The organism is Ruegeria sp. CDSB013 (assembly GCF_059611165.1).
The window spans coordinates 74,196-92,565 of sequence record NZ_JBXWPA010000002.1 but is presented as its reverse complement, the minus strand read 5'-3'; the positions used below and the strand labels follow the sequence as shown (position 1 = coordinate 92,565).

General features: G+C 57.9%; 19 protein-coding genes. 13 read left to right on the top strand and 6 right to left on the bottom strand.

Features of this window, described 5'->3' with window-relative positions:
- Window positions 1–45 precede the first annotated feature (45 nt).
- Window positions 46–1,032, bottom strand: coding sequence for a GlxA family transcriptional regulator (locus AC2FJF_RS03925; protein ID WP_496723129.1), 987 nt, complete (start codon window positions 1,030–1,032; stop codon window positions 46–48).
- 133 nt (window positions 1,033–1,165) lie between these two features.
- On the opposite strand from AC2FJF_RS03925, the gene bcoG reads away from it, so the two are divergent.
- From bcoG to AC2FJF_RS03910, 3 genes are all read left to right on the top strand, one after another.
- Window positions 1,166–2,077: a 3-dehydrocarnitine:acetyl-CoA trimethylamine transferase BcoG gene (gene bcoG / locus AC2FJF_RS03920; RefSeq protein WP_496723127.1), complete on the top strand. Its 912-nt coding sequence runs from the start codon at window positions 1,166–1,168 to the stop codon at window positions 2,075–2,077.
- 236 nt (window positions 2,078–2,313) lie between these two features.
- Entirely contained in the window at window positions 2,314–3,780 is a 1,467-nt protein-coding gene (locus tag AC2FJF_RS03915; RefSeq protein ID WP_496723125.1) for a carnitine 3-dehydrogenase, read from the top strand.
- Window positions 3,777–4,538 carry an SDR family oxidoreductase gene (locus AC2FJF_RS03910; RefSeq protein WP_496705326.1) on the top strand — a complete coding sequence of 254 codons (762 nt, stop codon included), beginning with the start codon at window positions 3,777–3,779 and terminating at the stop codon, window positions 4,536–4,538. The genes AC2FJF_RS03915 and AC2FJF_RS03910 overlap by 4 nt, the downstream gene beginning before the upstream one ends.
- On the opposite strand, the gene AC2FJF_RS03905 is transcribed toward AC2FJF_RS03910, so the two are convergent.
- Both AC2FJF_RS03905 and AC2FJF_RS03900 read right to left on the bottom strand, forming a co-directional pair.
- Window positions 4,535–4,717 (bottom strand): hypothetical protein, encoded by a 183-nt coding sequence (locus tag AC2FJF_RS03905; protein ID WP_058271838.1) that lies wholly within the window; start codon window positions 4,715–4,717, stop codon window positions 4,535–4,537. The two genes, AC2FJF_RS03910 and AC2FJF_RS03905, sit on opposite strands and share 4 nt — an antisense overlap.
- Before the next feature lie 94 nt (window positions 4,718–4,811).
- Window positions 4,812–5,675: a helix-turn-helix domain-containing protein gene (locus tag AC2FJF_RS03900; RefSeq protein ID WP_496705328.1), complete on the bottom strand. Its 864-nt coding sequence runs from the start codon at window positions 5,673–5,675 to the stop codon at window positions 4,812–4,814.
- Between the two features lie 106 nt (window positions 5,676–5,781).
- Between AC2FJF_RS03900 and AC2FJF_RS03895 the strand changes: the two genes are divergently transcribed.
- Genes AC2FJF_RS03895 through AC2FJF_RS03885 form a run of 3 tightly spaced genes read left to right on the top strand, consistent with a single transcriptional unit; the run spans window position 5,782 to window position 7,786 of the window.
- Window positions 5,782–5,985 carry a DUF2061 domain-containing protein gene (locus AC2FJF_RS03895; RefSeq protein WP_058278218.1) on the top strand — a complete coding sequence of 68 codons (204 nt, stop codon included), beginning with the start codon at window positions 5,782–5,784 and terminating at the stop codon, window positions 5,983–5,985.
- Entirely contained in the window at window positions 5,978–6,862 is an 885-nt protein-coding gene (locus AC2FJF_RS03890) for a fatty acid desaturase (RefSeq protein WP_496723122.1), read from the top strand. The genes AC2FJF_RS03895 and AC2FJF_RS03890 overlap by 8 nt, the downstream gene beginning before the upstream one ends.
- A gap of 21 nt (window positions 6,863–6,883) precedes the next feature.
- Window positions 6,884–7,786 carry an EamA family transporter gene (locus AC2FJF_RS03885; RefSeq protein WP_496723120.1) on the top strand — a complete coding sequence of 301 codons (903 nt, stop codon included), beginning with the start codon at window positions 6,884–6,886 and terminating at the stop codon, window positions 7,784–7,786.
- Here AC2FJF_RS03885 and AC2FJF_RS03880 read toward each other — a convergent pair.
- The 3 genes from AC2FJF_RS03880 to AC2FJF_RS03870 all read right to left on the bottom strand — a co-directional run bounded on the left by AC2FJF_RS03880 (window position 7,783) and on the right by AC2FJF_RS03870 (window position 12,061).
- The gene (locus tag AC2FJF_RS03880; RefSeq protein ID WP_496723118.1) at window positions 7,783–9,150 is read right to left on the bottom strand and encodes a DEAD/DEAH box helicase; all 1,368 of its coding nucleotides are present in this window, start codon (window positions 9,148–9,150) and stop codon (window positions 7,783–7,785) included. The two genes, AC2FJF_RS03885 and AC2FJF_RS03880, sit on opposite strands and share 4 nt — an antisense overlap.
- A gap of 184 nt (window positions 9,151–9,334) precedes the next feature.
- Window positions 9,335–10,264, bottom strand: coding sequence for a glycosyltransferase family 2 protein (locus tag AC2FJF_RS03875; RefSeq protein ID WP_496723116.1), 930 nt, complete (start codon window positions 10,262–10,264; stop codon window positions 9,335–9,337).
- A gap of 189 nt (window positions 10,265–10,453) precedes the next feature.
- Window positions 10,454–12,061 (bottom strand): peptide chain release factor 3, encoded by a 1,608-nt coding sequence (locus AC2FJF_RS03870; protein ID WP_496723114.1) that lies wholly within the window; start codon window positions 12,059–12,061, stop codon window positions 10,454–10,456.
- A 109-nt stretch (window positions 12,062–12,170) separates the two neighbouring features.
- Between AC2FJF_RS03870 and AC2FJF_RS03865 the strand changes: the two genes are divergently transcribed.
- The 7 genes from AC2FJF_RS03865 to AC2FJF_RS03835 all read left to right on the top strand — a co-directional run bounded on the left by AC2FJF_RS03865 (window position 12,171) and on the right by AC2FJF_RS03835 (window position 18,365).
- A complete protein-coding gene (locus AC2FJF_RS03865; RefSeq protein ID WP_496723112.1) occupies window positions 12,171–12,533 on the top strand; it encodes a SnoaL-like domain-containing protein in 363 nt (120 codons plus the stop codon).
- A gap of 69 nt (window positions 12,534–12,602) precedes the next feature.
- Window positions 12,603–13,382, top strand: coding sequence for an SDR family oxidoreductase (locus tag AC2FJF_RS03860; protein ID WP_496723110.1), 780 nt, complete (start codon window positions 12,603–12,605; stop codon window positions 13,380–13,382).
- A 2-nt stretch (window positions 13,383–13,384) separates the two neighbouring features.
- Window positions 13,385–14,497 carry a YhaZ family DNA alkylation repair protein gene (locus tag AC2FJF_RS03855; protein WP_496723108.1) on the top strand — a complete coding sequence of 371 codons (1,113 nt, stop codon included), beginning with the start codon at window positions 13,385–13,387 and terminating at the stop codon, window positions 14,495–14,497.
- A 105-nt stretch (window positions 14,498–14,602) separates the two neighbouring features.
- Window positions 14,603–15,649: a methyltransferase domain-containing protein gene (locus AC2FJF_RS03850; RefSeq protein ID WP_496723106.1), complete on the top strand. Its 1,047-nt coding sequence runs from the start codon at window positions 14,603–14,605 to the stop codon at window positions 15,647–15,649.
- Between the two features lie 80 nt (window positions 15,650–15,729).
- Window positions 15,730–16,815: an ABC transporter ATP-binding protein gene (locus AC2FJF_RS03845; protein ID WP_496721671.1), complete on the top strand. Its 1,086-nt coding sequence runs from the start codon at window positions 15,730–15,732 to the stop codon at window positions 16,813–16,815.
- Between the two features lie 120 nt (window positions 16,816–16,935).
- Window positions 16,936–17,718, top strand: coding sequence for a 5'/3'-nucleotidase SurE (surE, locus tag AC2FJF_RS03840; RefSeq protein ID WP_496723103.1), 783 nt, complete (start codon window positions 16,936–16,938; stop codon window positions 17,716–17,718).
- Complete coding sequence (locus AC2FJF_RS03835) at window positions 17,715–18,365, top strand: protein-L-isoaspartate(D-aspartate) O-methyltransferase (protein WP_058271826.1); 651 nt, start codon at window positions 17,715–17,717, stop codon at window positions 18,363–18,365. The genes surE and AC2FJF_RS03835 overlap by 4 nt, the downstream gene beginning before the upstream one ends.
- The last annotated feature ends 5 nt before the right edge of the window (window positions 18,366–18,370 follow it).

Sequence of the window (18,370 nt, the reverse complement as noted above, 5' to 3'; positions counted from 1 at the left end):
GCGCGCCTCCCCCGGGATATTTTTAGCCAGATGAAGCGGATCCGGTCAGTGATGTGTCGGCTGGATCCGATCCTGACGGAGGTCTCTGGCTGACAGACCGTGGGCGGTGCGGAAGGCACGGGCAAAGCTGGATTGTGAGGCAAAGCCCGTAGCGAGTGCCACGTCCATCAGGGGCATGTCCGTGTCGGTGACTAGGCGGCGGGCTTCGGCAAGGCGCAGTTGCAGATAGTGGTCTTGTGGCGTCGTATTCAGGCGCAGGCGGAACTGTTGCTGCAGGGTGCGGGGGCTGGTGCCCAAGGTATCGGCAATGTCGGCCAATGGCAGAGGGTCCTCCAGTGACCTTTCCATCAACGAGTTCGCCTTTGCTGTCAGAGCCGTATGACGATGCGGCGCGCCTGTACGGCTTTGTGGCTTTGACGGTTCGGGTGCGCCCTCGTATAGGAACAGACCGGACACGCGGGCGGCAAAACCTGCGCCGTGGCGCGCGGCGATGATGTGTAGCATCATCTCGACCGCGGGGATCGCGCCGCCAGATGTGAGGCGGTTGTCTGATACGGTGAACCGGTCAGGGCGAACATCAACTTCAGGGAAGCGGGTCGCGAAATTTTCCAGATCTTCCCAGTGTGTTGTAGCCGAGTGACCGTTAAGAAGGCCGGCTTCGGCCAGTAGCCAAGGGCCGCCGTCGATGCCAGCCATGGTGGCTCCGGTACCGGCAATGCGGCGCAATCCGGCGAGCAGGCTGGGTGTGGCGTGACGGGCCAGTTGGAATCCCGCGATGACAATCATCAGGTCGCAGCCCTGCAACCGAGCCAACGGTGTGCCTGGAACATTTAGGGCGCTGGTCAGCATCGCCGGTTCCGCCGTGGCAGTCACATAGTCCCAGTCAAAGGCCGGGCGGTCCGCTAGACGGTTGGCGGCGCGCATGGGATCAACGGCCGAGGCAAAGCTGAGCGTGTTGCATTCGTCCAGAACCAGCACGGCCGTTTTCAGGGCGCGATGTTCGGGCTGCAATATGTTTTTTGCGGATTTCATCAAGTTCGATTCGCATTCTGGCAAGTTGTTTCCATAAAGCTGCGCCAGAGTCGGGGATGAACGCAAATCGGAATCCGGGGAGAAGCCTGAGGATAACTTAGGTCAAAACCGGGTATAAGTTGGGGAAAACACCATGCCACTGGAAATGAACCGCGAAGTCTTCATCACCTGCGCTGTCACCGGCTCGGGCGGAACACAGGATCGCAGCCCGCATGTGCCGCGTTCGCCCAAGCAGATTGCCGAAAGTGCGATCGCGGCGGCCAAGGCGGGCGCGGCCATCGTGCATTGCCACGTGCGTGACCCGGAAACCGGCGCGCCCAGCCGCCGTCTGGACCTGTATCGCGAGGTGACAGATCGTATTCGTGAGGCTGAGGTCGACGTGGTCCTGAACCTGACCGCCGGGATGGGCGGTGACATGATCTTTGGTCCCACAGAATCTCCTCTGCCGCTGAACGAAGAGGGCACAGATATGATCGGCGCGGCTGCTCGGGTGGAGCATGTGGCCGAGTGTCTTCCTGAAATCTGTACTCTGGATTGCGGCACCATGAATTTTGCCGAGGCCGACTATGTCATGACCAACACGCCCGGTATGCTGCAGGCGATGGGCCGGATGATGACGCATCTGGGCGTGAAGCCCGAGATCGAAGCCTTTGACACCGGTCACTTGTGGTACGCAAAGCAGCTGGTGAAGGACGGCGTTCTGGACAGCCCGGCACTGGTTCAACTGTGCATGGGCGTGCCATGGGGTGCACCCGATGACCTGAATACCTTCATGGCTATGGTGAACAACGTGCCTGATGACTGGACATTCAGCGCATTTGCGCTGGGACGGAACCAGATGGCATACGCGTCAGCTTCGGTGCTGGCGGGCGGTAATGTGCGCGTTGGGCTTGAAGACAACCTGTGGCTGGATAAGGGCGTTCTGGCCGAAAACTGGCAGTTAGTTGAGCGGGCGAACACCATCGTCTCAAACATGGGTGCGCGGGTGATCGGCGCGCAGGAAGTGCGTGAGAAGTTGGGGCTGGTCAAACGAGCGCCTAAGTGAGTCGTGTTTTGGTTTCAGGTCTCTTTGTGACCGTGGCAGCTTGCTCGACATCTACGATTCAAGAGGCAGATGTCGAGTTTGATGGCGCTCACGCCCTGAACGAGACTTGCGAGAACATTGCAGGTGACTATCGCGCAGACCGAAACGCAAACCCCCAAACTTTGCGTCGGCTATGATGAGAATGGCTGGCCCATAGATGGTGCAGAAATCAAACTGCCAGACAATTGGTGAAACTAATGACAAAAATAGCAGCTATCATCGGTGGTGGTGTCATCGGCGGCGGGTGGGCCGCGCGGTTCTTGCTTAACGGTTGGGATGTCCGTGTGTTCGATCCGGACCCGGAGGCCGAGCGCAAGATTGGTGAGGTGCTCGACAACGCGCGCCGGTCTCTGCCGGGGTTGAGTGATGTGCTTTTGCCGTCTGAGGGGGCGCTTACCTTCCACGACGATCTGACTGACGCCGTGCAAGGTGCCACCTGGATTCAGGAAAGCGTGCCCGAACGGTTGGATCTGAAGCTGAAGGTTTACAAAAGCTTGCAGGATGCCTGCGATCCGGAGGCGATCATCGGGTCGTCAACCAGCGGGTTCAAACCGTCCGAGCTGCAGGAAGGAGCGCTGCGCCCAGAACAGATTGTTGTGACGCACCCGTTCAACCCGGTGTATCTGCTGCCGCTGATCGAATTGGTGCCGACCGACAAGAACCCGCCCGAAATGGTCGACCGCGCGAAGGACCTGTTGAAATCGGTGGGCTTCTTCCCTCTGCATGTCAAAAAAGAGATCGACGCGCATATTGCTGACCGGTTCCTCGAAGCCGTCTGGCGCGAGGCGCTGTGGCTGGTCAAAGACGGTATCGCGACAACCGAAGAAATCGACGAAGCAATTCGCATGGGCTTTGGCATTCGCTGGGCACAGATGGGTCTGTTCGAAACCTATCGTGTAGCCGGTGGTGAGGCGGGGATGAGGCACTTCATGGCGCAGTTCGGCCCGGCGTTGCAATGGCCTTGGACCAAGCTGATGGATGTGCCCGAATTCACTGATGAGCTGGTCGACATGATCGCGGATCAGTCTGACGCGCAATCGGGCATGCACTCGATCCGCGAACTAGAGCGCATCCGCGACAATAACCTCGTTGGTATGATGCGGGCGCTCAAGGCGCAGAACTATGGGGCCGGTGCTGTTCTGAACCAGCATGACGTGGCGCTGAAACCGGGTGCTTTGCCGACGATGGATCAGGCCGATCTAAGCCAGCCAATTCTGACCTTGTCGCGCGCGGTGCCGTTGGACTGGACCGATTATAACGGTCACATGAACGAGGCGCGTTACCTTGAGGCCTTCGCCGCGGCGACCGACCGGTTCATGGAGATCATGGGGTGTGATGCGGATTACATCGCCTCGGGCGGCAGCTATTTCACGGCCGAAAACCACATCCGCTATATCGACGAAGTCCACGCGGGTGCAAAGATCGAAGTGCGCACGCAGATGCTGTTGGGGCAGGGTAAGAAGCTGCACGTGTTCCATTCCATGTACGAAGGCGACAAGCTGTTGGCGACGGGCGAAAGCTTCCTGCTGCATGTCAGTCTGGAAACCCGCCGCCCGAGCGCACCTTCGGCCGAGATTGAAGCTGCCATGGCTCGGATCGCCGAAGCTCAGGCCGGATTGCCCTATCCGGAAGGTGCGGGTGCTGCGATCCGGAAACCAGCATGAGTGGGCGCGTTCTGATCACGGCCGGCGCGTCAGGCGTTGGCCGCGCCATGGCCGAGGCCTTTGATACAGCCGGTGCGCAGGTTTGGGTGGCTGACGTCAACCCGAAGGCCCTGTCTGATTGCCCGGCCCATTGGCAGCGGTCCGAGGCGAACGTCGCGGATGAGGATGCCATGGCCACCTTGTTCAATGACATCGAGGCGGAATGGGGTGGTTTGGATACCCTGTGCGCAAACGCAGGAATCGCGGGACCAACCGCTTTGGTTGAAGACGTTGCATTGGACGATTGGCGCATGTGTCTTTCGGTGAACCTGGAAGGGGCCTTTTTGTGCGCCAAATACGCGTCTCCGATCCTGAAACGGCAAGGCAACGGCGCGGTGGTCATAACGTCTTCGACTGCGGGACAATACGGCTATCCCAATCGCGCGCCCTATGCTGCGGCGAAATGGGGGATGATCGGGCTAGCCAAAACGCTGGCGATGGAGCTGGGCGCACACGGAGTGCGGTGCAATGTCATTTGCCCTGGCTCGGTTGAGGGTCCGCGGATGGAAGGCGTCCTGCAGCGCGAGGCCGATGCCAAGGGCATGACACGTGATCAGGTCTATGAGGGTTATGCCTCAGGCACTTCAATGGGTCGCTTCGTCGAAGGGCACGACATCGCCAATATGGCCGTGTTCCTTGCATCGGATGCGGCGCGGCTGGTGTCGGGGCAGGTGATTGCCGTCGATGGGCACACCGTCAACCCCGACCCGAAAATCTAACCCTGATTGGGTCCGCGAATCTGGCGGATGCTCTGGCGAACCGCCTGCCAGTCGCGGGCTTGCTGCATGTTCCCGGCGTCTTTGCATTCGCGCATCTTCTGCGCGGCTTCCGCCTCGGCCTGATCTCCGTGGGCGGAATAAAGCGCCCGTGCGTATTGAGCGGTTTTTAGTGCGTCCATTCTTATGGTCCTCCGTCTGTGATCGGATCGCTCGAAAGTTCGCGCCAAGTGACGATATCACACCTTGGTCGCTTACGCATCTATGGGACTGCGATCAGGTAGATATTGTTGATCGCAGCTGCCTGAGGTGTTCGGGGAAATCCCGTGCCGTCACATCCGCTTCGCGCACCAACGTATCAAAATGACGGGAAAAAACTTCGATCCTGTCGCGGTCCCGAAAGGCCATATAGTGGCTGCCCGCGTAGAACACACACAGCAGCGGACCAAAAATCGTGACGGGCGCAGAGTAGAGGCGTTTGGCATCAAACAGATAGATGCGCATGCGGGGATAAAGCTGGTCGCTCAGCTTTAACAGGTGGTCGATCTGTTCCATCCTGATTTTCGGGCACAGGCCTTCGTAGTATCCGGTCGCGCGGGCAAAACTGTCGATCTCATACAGTGGCATGGCGATTTCATAATCTGATTGCGCGCTGCGCATCCACGTCAGCCGGTCTTCTGATGCGCCGATGGCCTGGTCCGCTGTTCGCCCCAGATGCGGGGCGTATTCCCACTCTAGCACAGCGCGGGTTTTCAGCATGTCGGGCAGGGTGGCAGGTACATAGCGAACCTTGTAGCCAGCCGCCTCTTTGTGCCATTCAAAAATGCGCTCATCGACCAGCGCGCGGGGCGCCTTGGTCATACTCAGAGAAAGCGCCAGTAGCTCTGCAGCGCTTTCTGGCCGATCCGATAAGCTCAGCAGCCAGTCAGCCGAAACACCAAGCGCTGTGGCGCAGCTGCCAACGACATGCGCGTTCGGCAGGCGCGCACCTTCGCCAGTCAAAAGTTGGGATACGGTCGATCGGTCGACACCGATATCCCGGGCAAGCGCGCTTTGGCTGATGTCACGTTCTTCCATCGCGCGGGCAAGGCGTTGGCGAAACTGCGCAGCGCGATCTCGTTTGTCTAATTTATCCGTCATATGATGATTTTTATCATAAGTGATGAGTTTTGTTAATCATATTCAGAATTTTCAACTCGGCCACGATCCGTAATTCTTAAAACATAACAATAATATGGGTGACGGAATGGAAACGCGACGAAGATCGGTCGTGAAGGCTGTGGTGTGGAATGCGATGGGCCTGGTCATGATGACGCTGGTGGGCCTTATCGCGACAGGCTCTGCCGCAGTTGGTGGAACTCTGGCGATTGTGAACACGGGCATCGGCCTGACGATGTACGTGATCTATGAGCGTGTCTGGGCAGGCATCACATGGGGCCGAAATGTCTGAGCGGCCAGGTCCCGAGTGGGGCACCTTTGCCCTTATAGTTGCATGCTATGCAGCTTGGCTTGCTGTGATCTTCATGTTCCCGGTTTGGCTGGCCATTCCCGCAATGGGGTTGGTCGCGGCGCTGCACTCATCGCTGACCCATGAGGCGCTGCATGGACATCCTTTTCGCACCCGTTGGCTGAACGAGGCATTGCTGGCGCTGCCGTTGACTTTGTTCATCCCATATAACCGGTTCCGCGATCTGCATCTGGCGCATCACAGGGATTCGACCCTGACTGATCCGTATGACGACCCCGAATCGAACTACCTGGACCCCAAGGTTTGGAATACGCTCAAAGGCTGGCAGAAGCGGTTACTGATGGCGAACAATACGTTGCTTGGTCGTATGGTGCTGGGCCCGGCGATTGGTCAATTCACCTTCATTCGGGATGAGCTGCGCGGCGCTAAACGCGGAGACAAAGACATATTACTGGCCTGGGGGCTGCACCTGATCGGCGCCGCTGTGGTTTTGTGGATAGTCGCGCAATCGCCAATGCCGCTGTGGGCCTTTGTTCTGTCAGCGAACGTTGGGTTGGGTTTGGTCAAGATCCGGACGTTTCTTGAACACAGGGCGCATGAAGACCCAGGTGCGCGTACCGTCATTGTCGAAGATCGCGGATTACTAGCTTTCTTGTTTTTAAACAACAATCTGCACGTCGTACATCACATGAATCCCGGTGCGCCGTGGTACCGATTGCCCGCTCTGTATCGGGCTGGAAGAGATCGGTATCAGTCAACGAACGAGGCCTATGTTTATCGGTCCTACGGCCAGATTTTTCGCTCGTACCTTTGGCGCGCGAAGGATCCGGTGGCGCATCCGCTCTGGCCAAAGGGTTGATTTGACGACACAAGGGAATTCATGAGTTTGTGGATTCCCGTCACCATCGCCGCCGCGGCATTTCAGACCGTGCGGTTCATGCTGCAAAAATCGCTGAGCACCGTGAAGCTTACGGCTGCCGGTGCGACATTTGCCCGATTTGCCTATTCCATGCCTTTGGCCGTTCTCGGGTTGGTCGTGGCAATGAAGGTAACCGGTTACAGCCTGCCAGTCCTGACCGGAAGATTCTGGCTGTTTGCTGTGATCGGTGGGACAACGCAGATATTGGCGACCATTTGTGTGGTGTCGCTTTTCAAACAGCGTAATTTCGCCGTAGGCATTACATTCAAGAAGACCGAGGTTATCCAGACTGCCATCGTCGGATTTCTTGTCTTGGGTGATCAGGTGTCCTCGGGCGCATTGTTTGCAATAATTCTGGGACTGGTGGCCGTCCTGCTACTGTCGAAAAATCCAGGCGGGGAAGGGGTTTGGTGGGCACATCTCACCAACCGGGCATCGCGCCTTGGGTTGGGTTCTGGCGTTCTGTTCGCCTTCTCATCCGTCAGTTATCGCGGAGCGTCTTTGGAGTTGGGAGACATTGACGCGTGGTATCGGGCACTGATCACACTGGCAGTGGTCGTGTCGTACCAATTCCTGAGCATGGGATTGTGGTTGTTGTGGCGCGATCGGGCTGAGTTACGCGCGGTTTGGGACACACGTCGAACCGGCGTCTTTGTCGGCCTCACCAGCCTGTGCGGTTCGTTCTGCTGGTTTTTTGCATTCACGCTGCAAAACGCGGCCTATGTCAAAGCACTGGGCCAGGTTGAACTGATCTTCAGCCTATTCGCCTCGATCTTGTTTTTCCGCGAAAAAATCACCCGGCGCGAAATCGCCGGGATGACCTTGCTTGGTGCCTCGATACTGGCACTGGTACTTACGATTTAGCCTGCGCGGCGCTCGTCAAAGCTGAGGGCGATGAAGCTGGGCATGTGATCGCCCATGCCGACAACAGCAGGGCCTTTGTCGTCTCTGCGGCCACGGCCCTTGGGTTCTTTGTCCTTCTTCCGGTCGCTCTTCCTGCTTTCGCTTTTCTTGGCGTCAGTCGGTTTGGCTTTCCGCTCAGGCTTTGGCGCTTCTTCTTTGGCTTTGGGCTCTTCAGCCTGAACCGGGGTGTCGATCCTGGGAATTTCTTTTTGGATCAGCTTTTCAATTGCGGCCAGGGCTTTTTCATCTCGCCCTGAACAGATTGTAATTGCTTTGCCATCGCGTCCGGCGCGACCTGTACGGCCAATGCGGTGAACGTAATCTTCCGGGTGTCCGGGAACGTCGAAATTGAACACATGGCTCACCGACGGCACATCAAGACCGCGCGCGGCCACGTCTGAGGCGACCAGCAGGCGCAAGGAGCCGTCGCGGAAACCATCAAGAGTTTTCATCCGCTGCGACTGGTCCAGATCACCGTGGATCGCGGCGGCGTCATAGCCATATTTCTTCAGCGATTTCGCGCAGATATCCACATCCGTCTTGCGGTTGCAGAAGATGATCGCGTTGGTGCACTTGTCACCTTCTGCATCAATCAACGACCGCAGAACCTTGCGCTTGGCGCTGGCTTCGCGATCGCGGCGACCGCCCTTTAACATCACGACGCCCTGTTCGATGGTCTCGGACGCGGTGGCCTGACGGGCGACCTCGACGCGGGTGGGCGCGGACAGGAACGTGTCGGTGATACGTTCAATCTCGGGTGCCATAGTGGCCGAGAAGAACAGGGTTTGGCGCGTGAACGGCGTCAGCGAAAAGATGCGTTCGATATCGGGGATGAATCCCATGTCGAGCATTCTGTCTGCTTCATCTACAACCATGATCTGAACGCCGGTCAACAACAGCTTGCCGCGTTCGAAATGGTCCAGCAGGCGACCCGGTGTGGCGATCAGAACGTCCACGCCCCGGTCGATCAACGCGTCCTGCTCTTTAAAGCTGACGCCGCCAATCAACAGCGCTTTGGTCAGTTTCAAATGTTTGGCGTACGTGTCGAAATTCTCGGCCACCTGCGCGGCCAGTTCCCGGGTCGGGCACAGCACCAGCGAGCGCGGCATCCGTGCACGGGCGCGCCCACGGGCCAGCAAGGTGATCATTGGCAGCGTAAAGCTGGCCGTCTTGCCGGTACCGGTCTGAGCAATGCCCAGAACATCCCGACCTTCAAGGGCAGCGGGAATCGCGCCTTCCTGAATTGGCGTGGGCGTTTCGTATCCGGCTTCCTCAATGGCTTTGAGGACCTTCGGGTTCAGGTTCAGTTCGTTGAATTTTGTCATGTATGTCCGGTTCATGCGGACACTAGACCTGGCCCGCGCGTCAATGGAATGCCGGGCCCGGATGGCCATGCGCTGTCAGGCACATTTCGGCTTTGCGCGGACATAACAAAATCATGAGGCAGGGTCAAATGAAGAGGTTTTAACCTGGGGTTGCTAGCGCCCACTGCTGGTTTTCCGCAACAATTCAGCAGCTTCCGGGGAAGTGTTTCGCAACTTTCGCGTCCAGATCCAGCGGTCTGTGCCGGATCAACCCATATTCTTCGAGACGAGCGCGTACGCCGGGATCGGCACCGCTAATTTCGTCAAAGAACGCGCGCAAGCCGTCCTGGCCCTGTTCTGTCTCGATCCAGTTGAACAGCTCATTCTTGTTCAGACCGCCCAGTTCGCGCGGAACGTTCGGGGACATGCCGGGTTGATAGGACCCACGCGCCATCCGGAACTGATAATGCGCCGCCCAGTGGTCCCAGTCAGGGGCGTGGCGATGACACAGCTCCAACCCCGGAAGTTCGAATTTGCAGGGCAGAAGCTTTTTGTTTTGAAACAGGTTGTGGATGCGAAAGTTCAGCTTTTCCATGCCTGTGCGGACGAACAGCTTACCCTGAACGTGGCTGAGGAACCCGCCGAGTACAAAGCCGCCATAGTTGGGATAGATGGACTGCACCATGGCTGAGCGGTCCGGGCCGCTGGGGATATGCGCCTTGAACAGATCCTCGCCGCTTGCCATTGCCTCCATTGGCCGGACGCGGACGGCGGGGATGTCGGCGGGGACGGATTGCAACTGCTCCCGGATGGGTTTTGAAGACCACAGGAACTCGTCCACGTCGATATGGGCCAGCCAGTCCAGATCAGTGTTGCGATAGGCGAATGTGGCATGCAGCGTCTGACGAACCTGATGGCGTTCCGGTCGGTCGCGTTTGCGTTTCTCCCAAAAGGCATCGTCGCAGATTCGCGCTCTGATTTTCGGGTGTTTCCTGATGGCCCGGTGCGCCTCACGATTGGGTTCGTCCAGGTAGATGTACAGATAATCCACACCCAGATCGAGGTGATGGGCCGCGAACCTGAGTATGTCGCGGGTCGATCCGCGAACCATTGAGACGATACCCCAGGTCGTCATGCCCAAACCTGTTGTGCGACGCCATATTCACGCGCAACGCAAGAATGAGGGTCGGGCGATTCCATGCTGAATTCAAAAAGTTTTTTCTGGGCGCCGAACCCGTGTAGTGCGCCTGTGGGCGTCTGGAAGTCGTCATTCATGCGGGTAAAATTGCACAGGCCATGTTGCCTGTGCAATCAGCCTGACGCATCACACCATCATTTCTTTCGTGGCCGTCAGGTTCAGTTCGGGATAGTCGCGGATGACCCGGTCGATGTCCCACTGAAGACGCGTCAGATAGACGATGTCGCCATCATGATCGTGAGCGATGTGCTGCTTGTTGGCGTTGACGAACTTTTCGACCTCGGCCTTGTCACCGCTGACCCAGCGGGCCGAGGTGAACTGAGATGCTTCGAACCGAACGGGCAGGCCGTATTCCATCTCGATCCGGCTGGCGAGCACTTCAAATTGCAGCGCGCCGACGACGCCGACGATGAAGCCCGACCCGATCGAAGGTTTGAACACCTTGGCGGCACCTTCCTCGGCAAATTGCATGAGGGCTTTCTCCAGATGCTTGGCCTTCATCGGGTCGCCGGGCCGCACGGTTTGCAGCAGTTCAGGCGCGAATGAGGGGATGCCAGTAACCCGGATCGCTTCGCCTTCGGTCAGCGTGTCGCCGATGCGCAATTGGCCGTGGTTGGGGATGCCGATGATATCACCAGCCCATGCCTCTTCGGCCAATTCACGGTCGGACGCCAGAAAAAGCACAGGGTTCGAAATCGCCATCGGCTTTTTCGACCGCACATGGGTCAGCTTCATTCCACGCTTGAAATGGCCCGATGCCATACGAACAAAAGCCACGCGGTCGCGGTGCTTTGGGTCCATATTGGCTTGAACCTTGAAGACAAAACCCGCGACTTTCTTTTCGTCGGGTGCAATCTGACGCGGTTCGGCAGACTGGATCTGCGGCTGGGGGCCGTAGGCGCCAATGCCTTCCATCAGTTCCTTCACACCGAACGAGTTGATCGCCGAGCCGAACCAGATCGGGGTCATATGCCCCTCAAGCACCGCCTGCGGGTCCATGGCGGGCAGCAGCTCGCGCGCCATCTCAACCTCTTCCAGGAACTTCTCCAACAGGTGCTCGGGCACGTGTTCGGCCAGTTTCGGGTCATCCAACCCGTTGATTTCGATACTTTCGGCCACTTTGTTACGATCGGCGCGGTCCATCAGTTCCAGCCGGTCGCGCAGCATGTCGTAGCAGCCGATGAAATCGCGACCTACGCCGATAGGCCATGCGGCAGGGGTAACGTCGATCGCCAGCATTTCCTGAATTTCGTCGATAATCTCGAACGTATCGCGGCTTTCGCGGTCCATCTTGTTACAGAAGGTCAGGATCGGCAGATCGCGCAAGCGGCAGACCTCGAACAATTTCTGCGTCTGGCTTTCCACACCTTTCGCGCCGTCGATCACCATCACGGCGGCGTCCACAGCGGTCAGCGTGCGATAGGTGTCTTCCGAGAAATCGCTGTGACCGGGCGTATCCACCAGATTGAACCTGAAAGTGTCATAGTCAAAGGACATCGCCGATGCGGAAACCGAGATGCCCCGATCCTTCTCCATCTGCATAAAGTCCGAGCGCGTCCGCCGGGCTTCGCCCTTGGCGCGCACCTGACCGGCCATCTGAATAGCGCCCCCGTACAACAGGAACTTTTCAGTCAGCGTCGTTTTGCCCGCATCCGGGTGCGAGATGATGGCGAATGTCCGGCGCCGGGCGATCTCGGGCGGCAAAACGGGTTGGTTGGTGGCGGTATCAAGCATGAACGCGCGTATATGCGGGGAATTCTGCCGAAGCAAGACAAAGGGGGTGTTCAGAATCGCCTGACGATGGCAAAAAGAACATATAGTGAACAAATGATGGAGAGGTGTGATGAATTTAAAAGAAATCGCAAACGAACTGGTCGCTGGTTGCCGAGAAGGCCGGGCCAAAGCGAATTTGGATAAGCTCTATGCGGACGATGCCGTTTCCGTCGAAGCCGTGGATTACTCGGGCATGGGGCGCGAAGTCGCCGGCCGCGACGCGATCCGTGGCAAACAAGAATGGTGGGAAGGTGCACATGATGTGACAAAAACTTCGGTAAGTGATCCATTTGTGCATGGTGAGGACCGCTTTGCCGTAATTTTCGAAGTAAAGGGCACAGTGAAGGAAAGCGGTGACAGCTTTGATATGCGCGAAGTCGCCATTTACCACGTCGCGGATGGCAAGATTGTGCGTGAAGAGTTCTTTTATTGATCAAAGGTCCATTGCTGGTCTTCCCTGAAAGGCTGGTGCTAGATGTGCGGCAAATACAGGGAGGATCAGATGGATCTTGGTATCAAAGGGAAACGTGCGCTGGTCTGCGCCAGTAGCAAAGGTTTGGGTTTGGGTTGTGCCGAGGCACTGGCCGCCGCGGGTGTTGATCTGGTGATGAACGCGCGGGGGGCCGAGGCTTTGGAGGCATCGGCTGACCGCATTCGCGCTGAACTTGGCGTACAGGTTCAGACTATCGCCTGCGATGTGACTTCGACTGAAGGACAGGTGCAGGTAATCGAAGCCGCGCAGGGTGTTGATATCCTTGTGACAAATGCCGGAGGCCCGCCCCCGGGTTTGTGGTCGGACTGGGATCGCGATGATTTCATCAAGGCGCTGGACTCCAACATGCTGACGCCGATTGCTTTCATGAAGGCTTTGTTGCCTGGGATGATGGACAAAGGATGGGGCCGGGTGGTGAATATCACCTCGCAATCTGTGCGCGCGCCGATCCCCGCACTGGGTCTGTCGAACGCGGCCCGTACCGGTTTGACGGGGTATGTCGCGGGAACTGCGCGTCAAGTGGCGCCGAAAGGGGTGACGATTAATAACTTGCTGCCGGGCATTCATGCCACCGACCGGGCGGACTCGTTGGATGGTGGCGTGGCTGCGCAAAAAGGAATTTCGATGGACGAGGCGCGCGCTGAACGCGCGGCAACCATCCCGGCGCGACGGTATGGAACGCGTGAAGAATTTGGTGCAGCCTGTGCGTTTCTGTGTTCGCAGAATGCCGGTTTCATTGTCGGGCAGAACATACTGCTGGATGGTGGCGCCACCAACCTGACGATGTGATCATGGCACAGAACTTCTCGCTTAAAGATCAACTGTTTAATGTCGAAAAGACCCGTTTTTTGGCGGGGCTTTTCGCGGGCGCGGACCCGTCCTTTGATGCCGAGGCCTTTGAGGCGCAGGTCATGTCGCGCCTGCTAGATCTGGAGCTGAAAGAGAGGATGACCTGGATCGCCGAATGCTTGCAACAGGCGGTGCCGGGCGACTTGCCTCAGATCGCACCAACGCTGCTGCGCGCCTTGCCGCCACCATTGGATCCCGGCAAAACGGATGACGATTTTGGTGATTTCATCTTTGCACCGCTGGGTGACTGGGTTGTTGCCGTTGGGATGGATCATCCTGAGCAGTCATTGGATGTGCTCGAGGAACTGACCCAAAGGTTTTCAATGGAATGGGCCATAAGGCCGTTCCTCAATACCCATCAGGAACAGGTGCTGGCGCGGATGCAGGAATGGTGCGCGCATGACAGCTATCACGTGCGTCGACTGGTCAGCGAAGGCACACGGCCGCGCTTGCCTTGGGGGCAGGGCGTTGCGCTGGAACTGACCGATCCGCTGCCTTTACTGGATCGGCTGCATGCCGATGGGGCCCGTTATGTCACCCGGTCGGTGGCCAACCATCTGAATGACATCACCAAAAAAGACCCCGATCTGGTTTTGGGCCGGTTGCAGGATTGGGGCAGGAACGGGCGGCAGGACCAGGCCGAGATGGATTGGATGACCTCGCACACCTTGCGCGGGCTTGTGAAAGCAGGCCATCCGCGCGCCATGAAAATGCTGGGCTTTGACCCGGATGCGAAGGTTTCGGCCGATGTCACCATCAAGGGTGATGCCAGGATTGGCGGCGCGCTGGAATTCGATGTAATGCTGTGTGGAAACGGCGACCAACCTGTTTTGGTGGATTACGTTGTTCATTTTCAAAGGCCTGGTGGTAAAACCTCAGCCAAAGTGCACAAGCTGAAACAGTCCGCGTTGGCAGATGGTGCTCTTACCCTGACCAAAAAGCATAAGCTCAAGGGCGACGCGACCACGTTCAAACTGATTCCCGGAGCACATCGGCTTGAGGTTCAGGTGAACGGCAAATTACGTGTGGGTGTGGATTTTGAACTGCTGGCGTGAGGCCAAAGAATCCTCACGCTTTCGTCAGATCGCAAGTGCTCGGATTGCGCCAATCCCCGCACTGCATTAGCTGCTATGCAGCCATCAGACAGAAGGATAACCGCGATGAAGCATGAGTCAGTGCAGAATTACTATGGCGAAGTATTGCAGGGCAGCTCGGACTTGCAGACAAACGCGTGTTGTACGCCTGATGACATACCGGATCATGTCAAAAAGATCCTGTCGAAAATTCATGATGAAGTTCTGACGCGCTACTATGGCTGCGGTCTGATCGCTCCGCACGACCTTGAGGGGATGAGCATTCTGGATCTCGGCTGTGGTGCGGGACGTGATGCTTATGCCCTGTCTGCCATGGTAGGTGAAAAGGGACGGGTTGTCGGCGTGGACATGACGCCGGAGCAATTGGACGTAGCGCGCGCGCATCAGGATTATCACGCGCAAGCCTTTGGGCATTCTGACAGCAATGTGGAATTCCACCATGGCTATATCGAAAAGCTGGATGAGCTTGACCTGGAACCCGGTTCTTTTGACATTATCGTCTCGAACTGCGTGATCAATCTGGCCACTGATAAAGAGGCTGTTTTGCGTGGGGCGCATCGGTTGCTGAAAGACGGGGGCGAGATGTATTTCTCGGACGTCTACGCCGACCGCCGAGTGCCTAAAGAGATGGCCGAGGATGAGGTCTTGTACGGTGAATGCCTGTCCGGCGCGTTGTATTGGAACGATTTCCTGTCGATGTCGCGTAAGGCTGGCTTTGGCGACCCGCGCCGGGTCACGCATCGTCCGCTGACTATTGAAAACGTGGTGCTCGAAGAGCGTGTTGCGCCTCTCAAATTCCTTTCCGCCACCTACCGTCTGTTCAAGCTACCCGAGTTGGAGCCTGCGTGCGAGGATTACGGCCAGGCCGTGATCTACAAGGGCACCATCCCGAATGCCCCGCATCTGTTCGAGCTAGATGATCACCACGCGATCCAGGCAGGCAAGGTCTTTCCTGTCTGCGGCAACACGTGGATGATGTTGAAAGACACCCGTTTTGCCCGGCATTTCGACTTCATTGGCGATTTCTCGACCCATTACGGGATATTCGAAGGCTGCGGTGGTGAAAGCCCGTTTGAAGCCACGGGCGAGGCCCCATCCGGCGGCTGTTGCTGATCTCTTGCACCTGAGGTGCGGGGTTGTTATCCCCGCCTAAGCCCGATGGAATTGATCGGGAAAGGCAACGGGGCCCATCGGTGACAGAAAACGCTACTCCTCCTCGGTTGGAAATCCGAAATCTGATCGCCCGGTATGAGGGGCGGGTTGTTGTGGATGACGTCTCGCTGACGGTGCGGGCGGGCCAGGTGACCTGTCTGTTGGGGCCTTCGGGCTGCGGCAAGTCGACGACCCTACGCATGATCGCCGGGGTCGAGATGCAGGAATCCGGTGAAATCTATGTCGATGGCAAGTTGATCTGTGACACGGTGTTTCGTGTGCCGCCCGAACGGCGTGAAATAGGGCTGATGTTTCAGGACTTTGCACTGTTTCCGCATCTCAGCGTTGCCGACAATGTGGCCTTTGGCCTGAAGGGGCATAGGGACGAAAAACGCGCCCGCGTCGAAGCGCTGCTGCGCAAAGTCGACCTGATGCGTTTCGTCGATGACTACCCGCATCATCTGTCAGGTGGCGAGCAGCAACGTGTGGCCTTGGCCCGCGCATTGGCCCCACGTCCGCGGATCATGCTGATGGACGAGCCTTTCTCGGGCCTCGACAACCGGTTGCGGGACGGCATTCGGGATGAAACGCTTGCGATCCTCAAGGAAGAGGACGCCGCAGTTGTTCTAGTCACGCATGAGCCTGAAGAAGCGATGCGCATGGCGGATGAAATCGCCCTGATGCGGCGCGGTAAAGTCGTGCAACAAGGCGCGCCCTACAACGTCTTTACCCGCCCGGCGGACAAGGCGGCGGTGGCATTTTTTAGTGATATCAATGTTTTACCATCCAAAGTGAATGGAGCCCTGGCCGAAACGCCATTCGGGCAATTTCTGGCACCCGGCGTTCCGGACAATACAGATGTCGAGATCGTATTCCGCCCACAGCACGTGCGGCTGGACTTTGACCGTAACGGCAAGGGCCCGCTGCCGACACCGACCGACGGCGTTGCGGCGCGGGGCGTGGTCGAGCGGGCACGGTTTTTGGGCAACGAAAGCCTTGTTGAATTTCGGATGGACCATGATGGCTCGATCCTGAGGGCGACGGTGCCCAATGTCTTTGTTCCCAGCCCGGGACGGGTCATGTGGCTTACCATCCGCCGTGACAGGTGTTTCGTTTTCCCGGTTTAGGCTGGAAAGCCACAGTTTAGCGCCAAGTGGTGCGCGAAAGCATCAGATTGGACGCGCGCGTTGCTTGCCGCGACGCGGGGGCGGGTCTATCAAGGGCAAAACGCCGGGTGGATGGGGCTTATGCGTATACTTCTGACCAATGATGACGGGATCAATGCCCCGGGGCTGATCGCACTTGAGGCGATTGCCGCCGATCTGGCAGGCCCGGATGGTGAAGTCTGGGTCGTCGCGCCTGCATTCGAACAATCAGGTGTGGGCCACTGCATCAGTTATACCCACCCGATGATGGTCGCCAAGCTGGGCGAACGTCGCTATGCCGCCGAAGGCTCACCCGCTGACTGTGTGTTGGCGGGGCTGCACGACGTCATGAAAGACACACCGCCCGATCTGGTATTGTCCGGTGTGAACCGGGGTAATAACTCGGCCGAGAACACGCTGTATTCCGGCACGGTGGGTGGGGCGATGGAAGCCGCCCTGCAGGGTATTTCTGCAATTGCCTTGTCGCAGTATTTCGGACCGCGCAATCTTGGTCTGAATGATCCTTTCGAGGCTGCAACGCGTTATGGGGCCGACCTCGTGCGGCGAATTCTGAAAGCAACGCCTGAAGAGCAAGTCGATTACCGCCTGTTTTACAACGTGAATTTCCCACCTGTGCCGGCGGATGAGGTTCTGGGGACGCGCATCGCGCCGCAGGGCTTTCGCCGGGATACCAATTTCTCGGTTGAACCACACAGCTCGCCCTCGGGCCGGCGGTTCCTGTGGATCAAGGGCGGCTATCAGCACAACCCGACTGCACCCGGTACTGATGCAGCGGTCAATCTTGGGGGCTACATATCGGTCACACCAATGCGCGCCGATTTGACAGCCCATGACGTTCTAGAACAACTGAAGTCGATCGAATGAGCGGACTTGATCCAGAAACAACCATGCAGTTCCTCTTTGCCCTGCGGTCGCGCGGGGTAACGGATGCGCGCGTTCTGGCTGCGATGGAACAGGTCGATCGGGGCCGTTTCGTCAAAGGTCTGTTCGCCGAGCGAGCTTATGAGGATACACCGCTGCCGATTGCCTGCGGTCAGACGATCAGCCAGCCTTCGGTGGTGGGGCTGATGACGCAGGCGCTGGATGTGCGCCCCCGTGATACGGTGCTGGAGGTTGGTACAGGCTCGGGCTATCAGGCGGCGGTTCTGTCCAAGCTGGCGCGCCGGGTCTATACGGTCGAACGTCATAAACGTCTGGTGCGCGAAACCGGCGAGCTGTTTCGAGAATTGGGAATGACCAATGTGACGGCGATGCTGTCTGACGGATCGTTCGGTTTGTCGGAACAAGCCCCGTTTGATCGTATCATTGTGACCGCCGCCGCTGAGGACCCGCCCGGGCCGCTCTTGGCGCAGCTCAAAATCGGCGGTATCATGGTTTTGCCGGTGGGACAGTCGGATGCGGTTCAGACCCTGATCCGGGTCAGACGCACTGAGACCGGCCTGGACTATGATGAATTGTTGCCCGTTCGGTTCGTGCCCCTGCTAGAAGGGCTTGGCAAAGACGGAGCGTAAGGAAA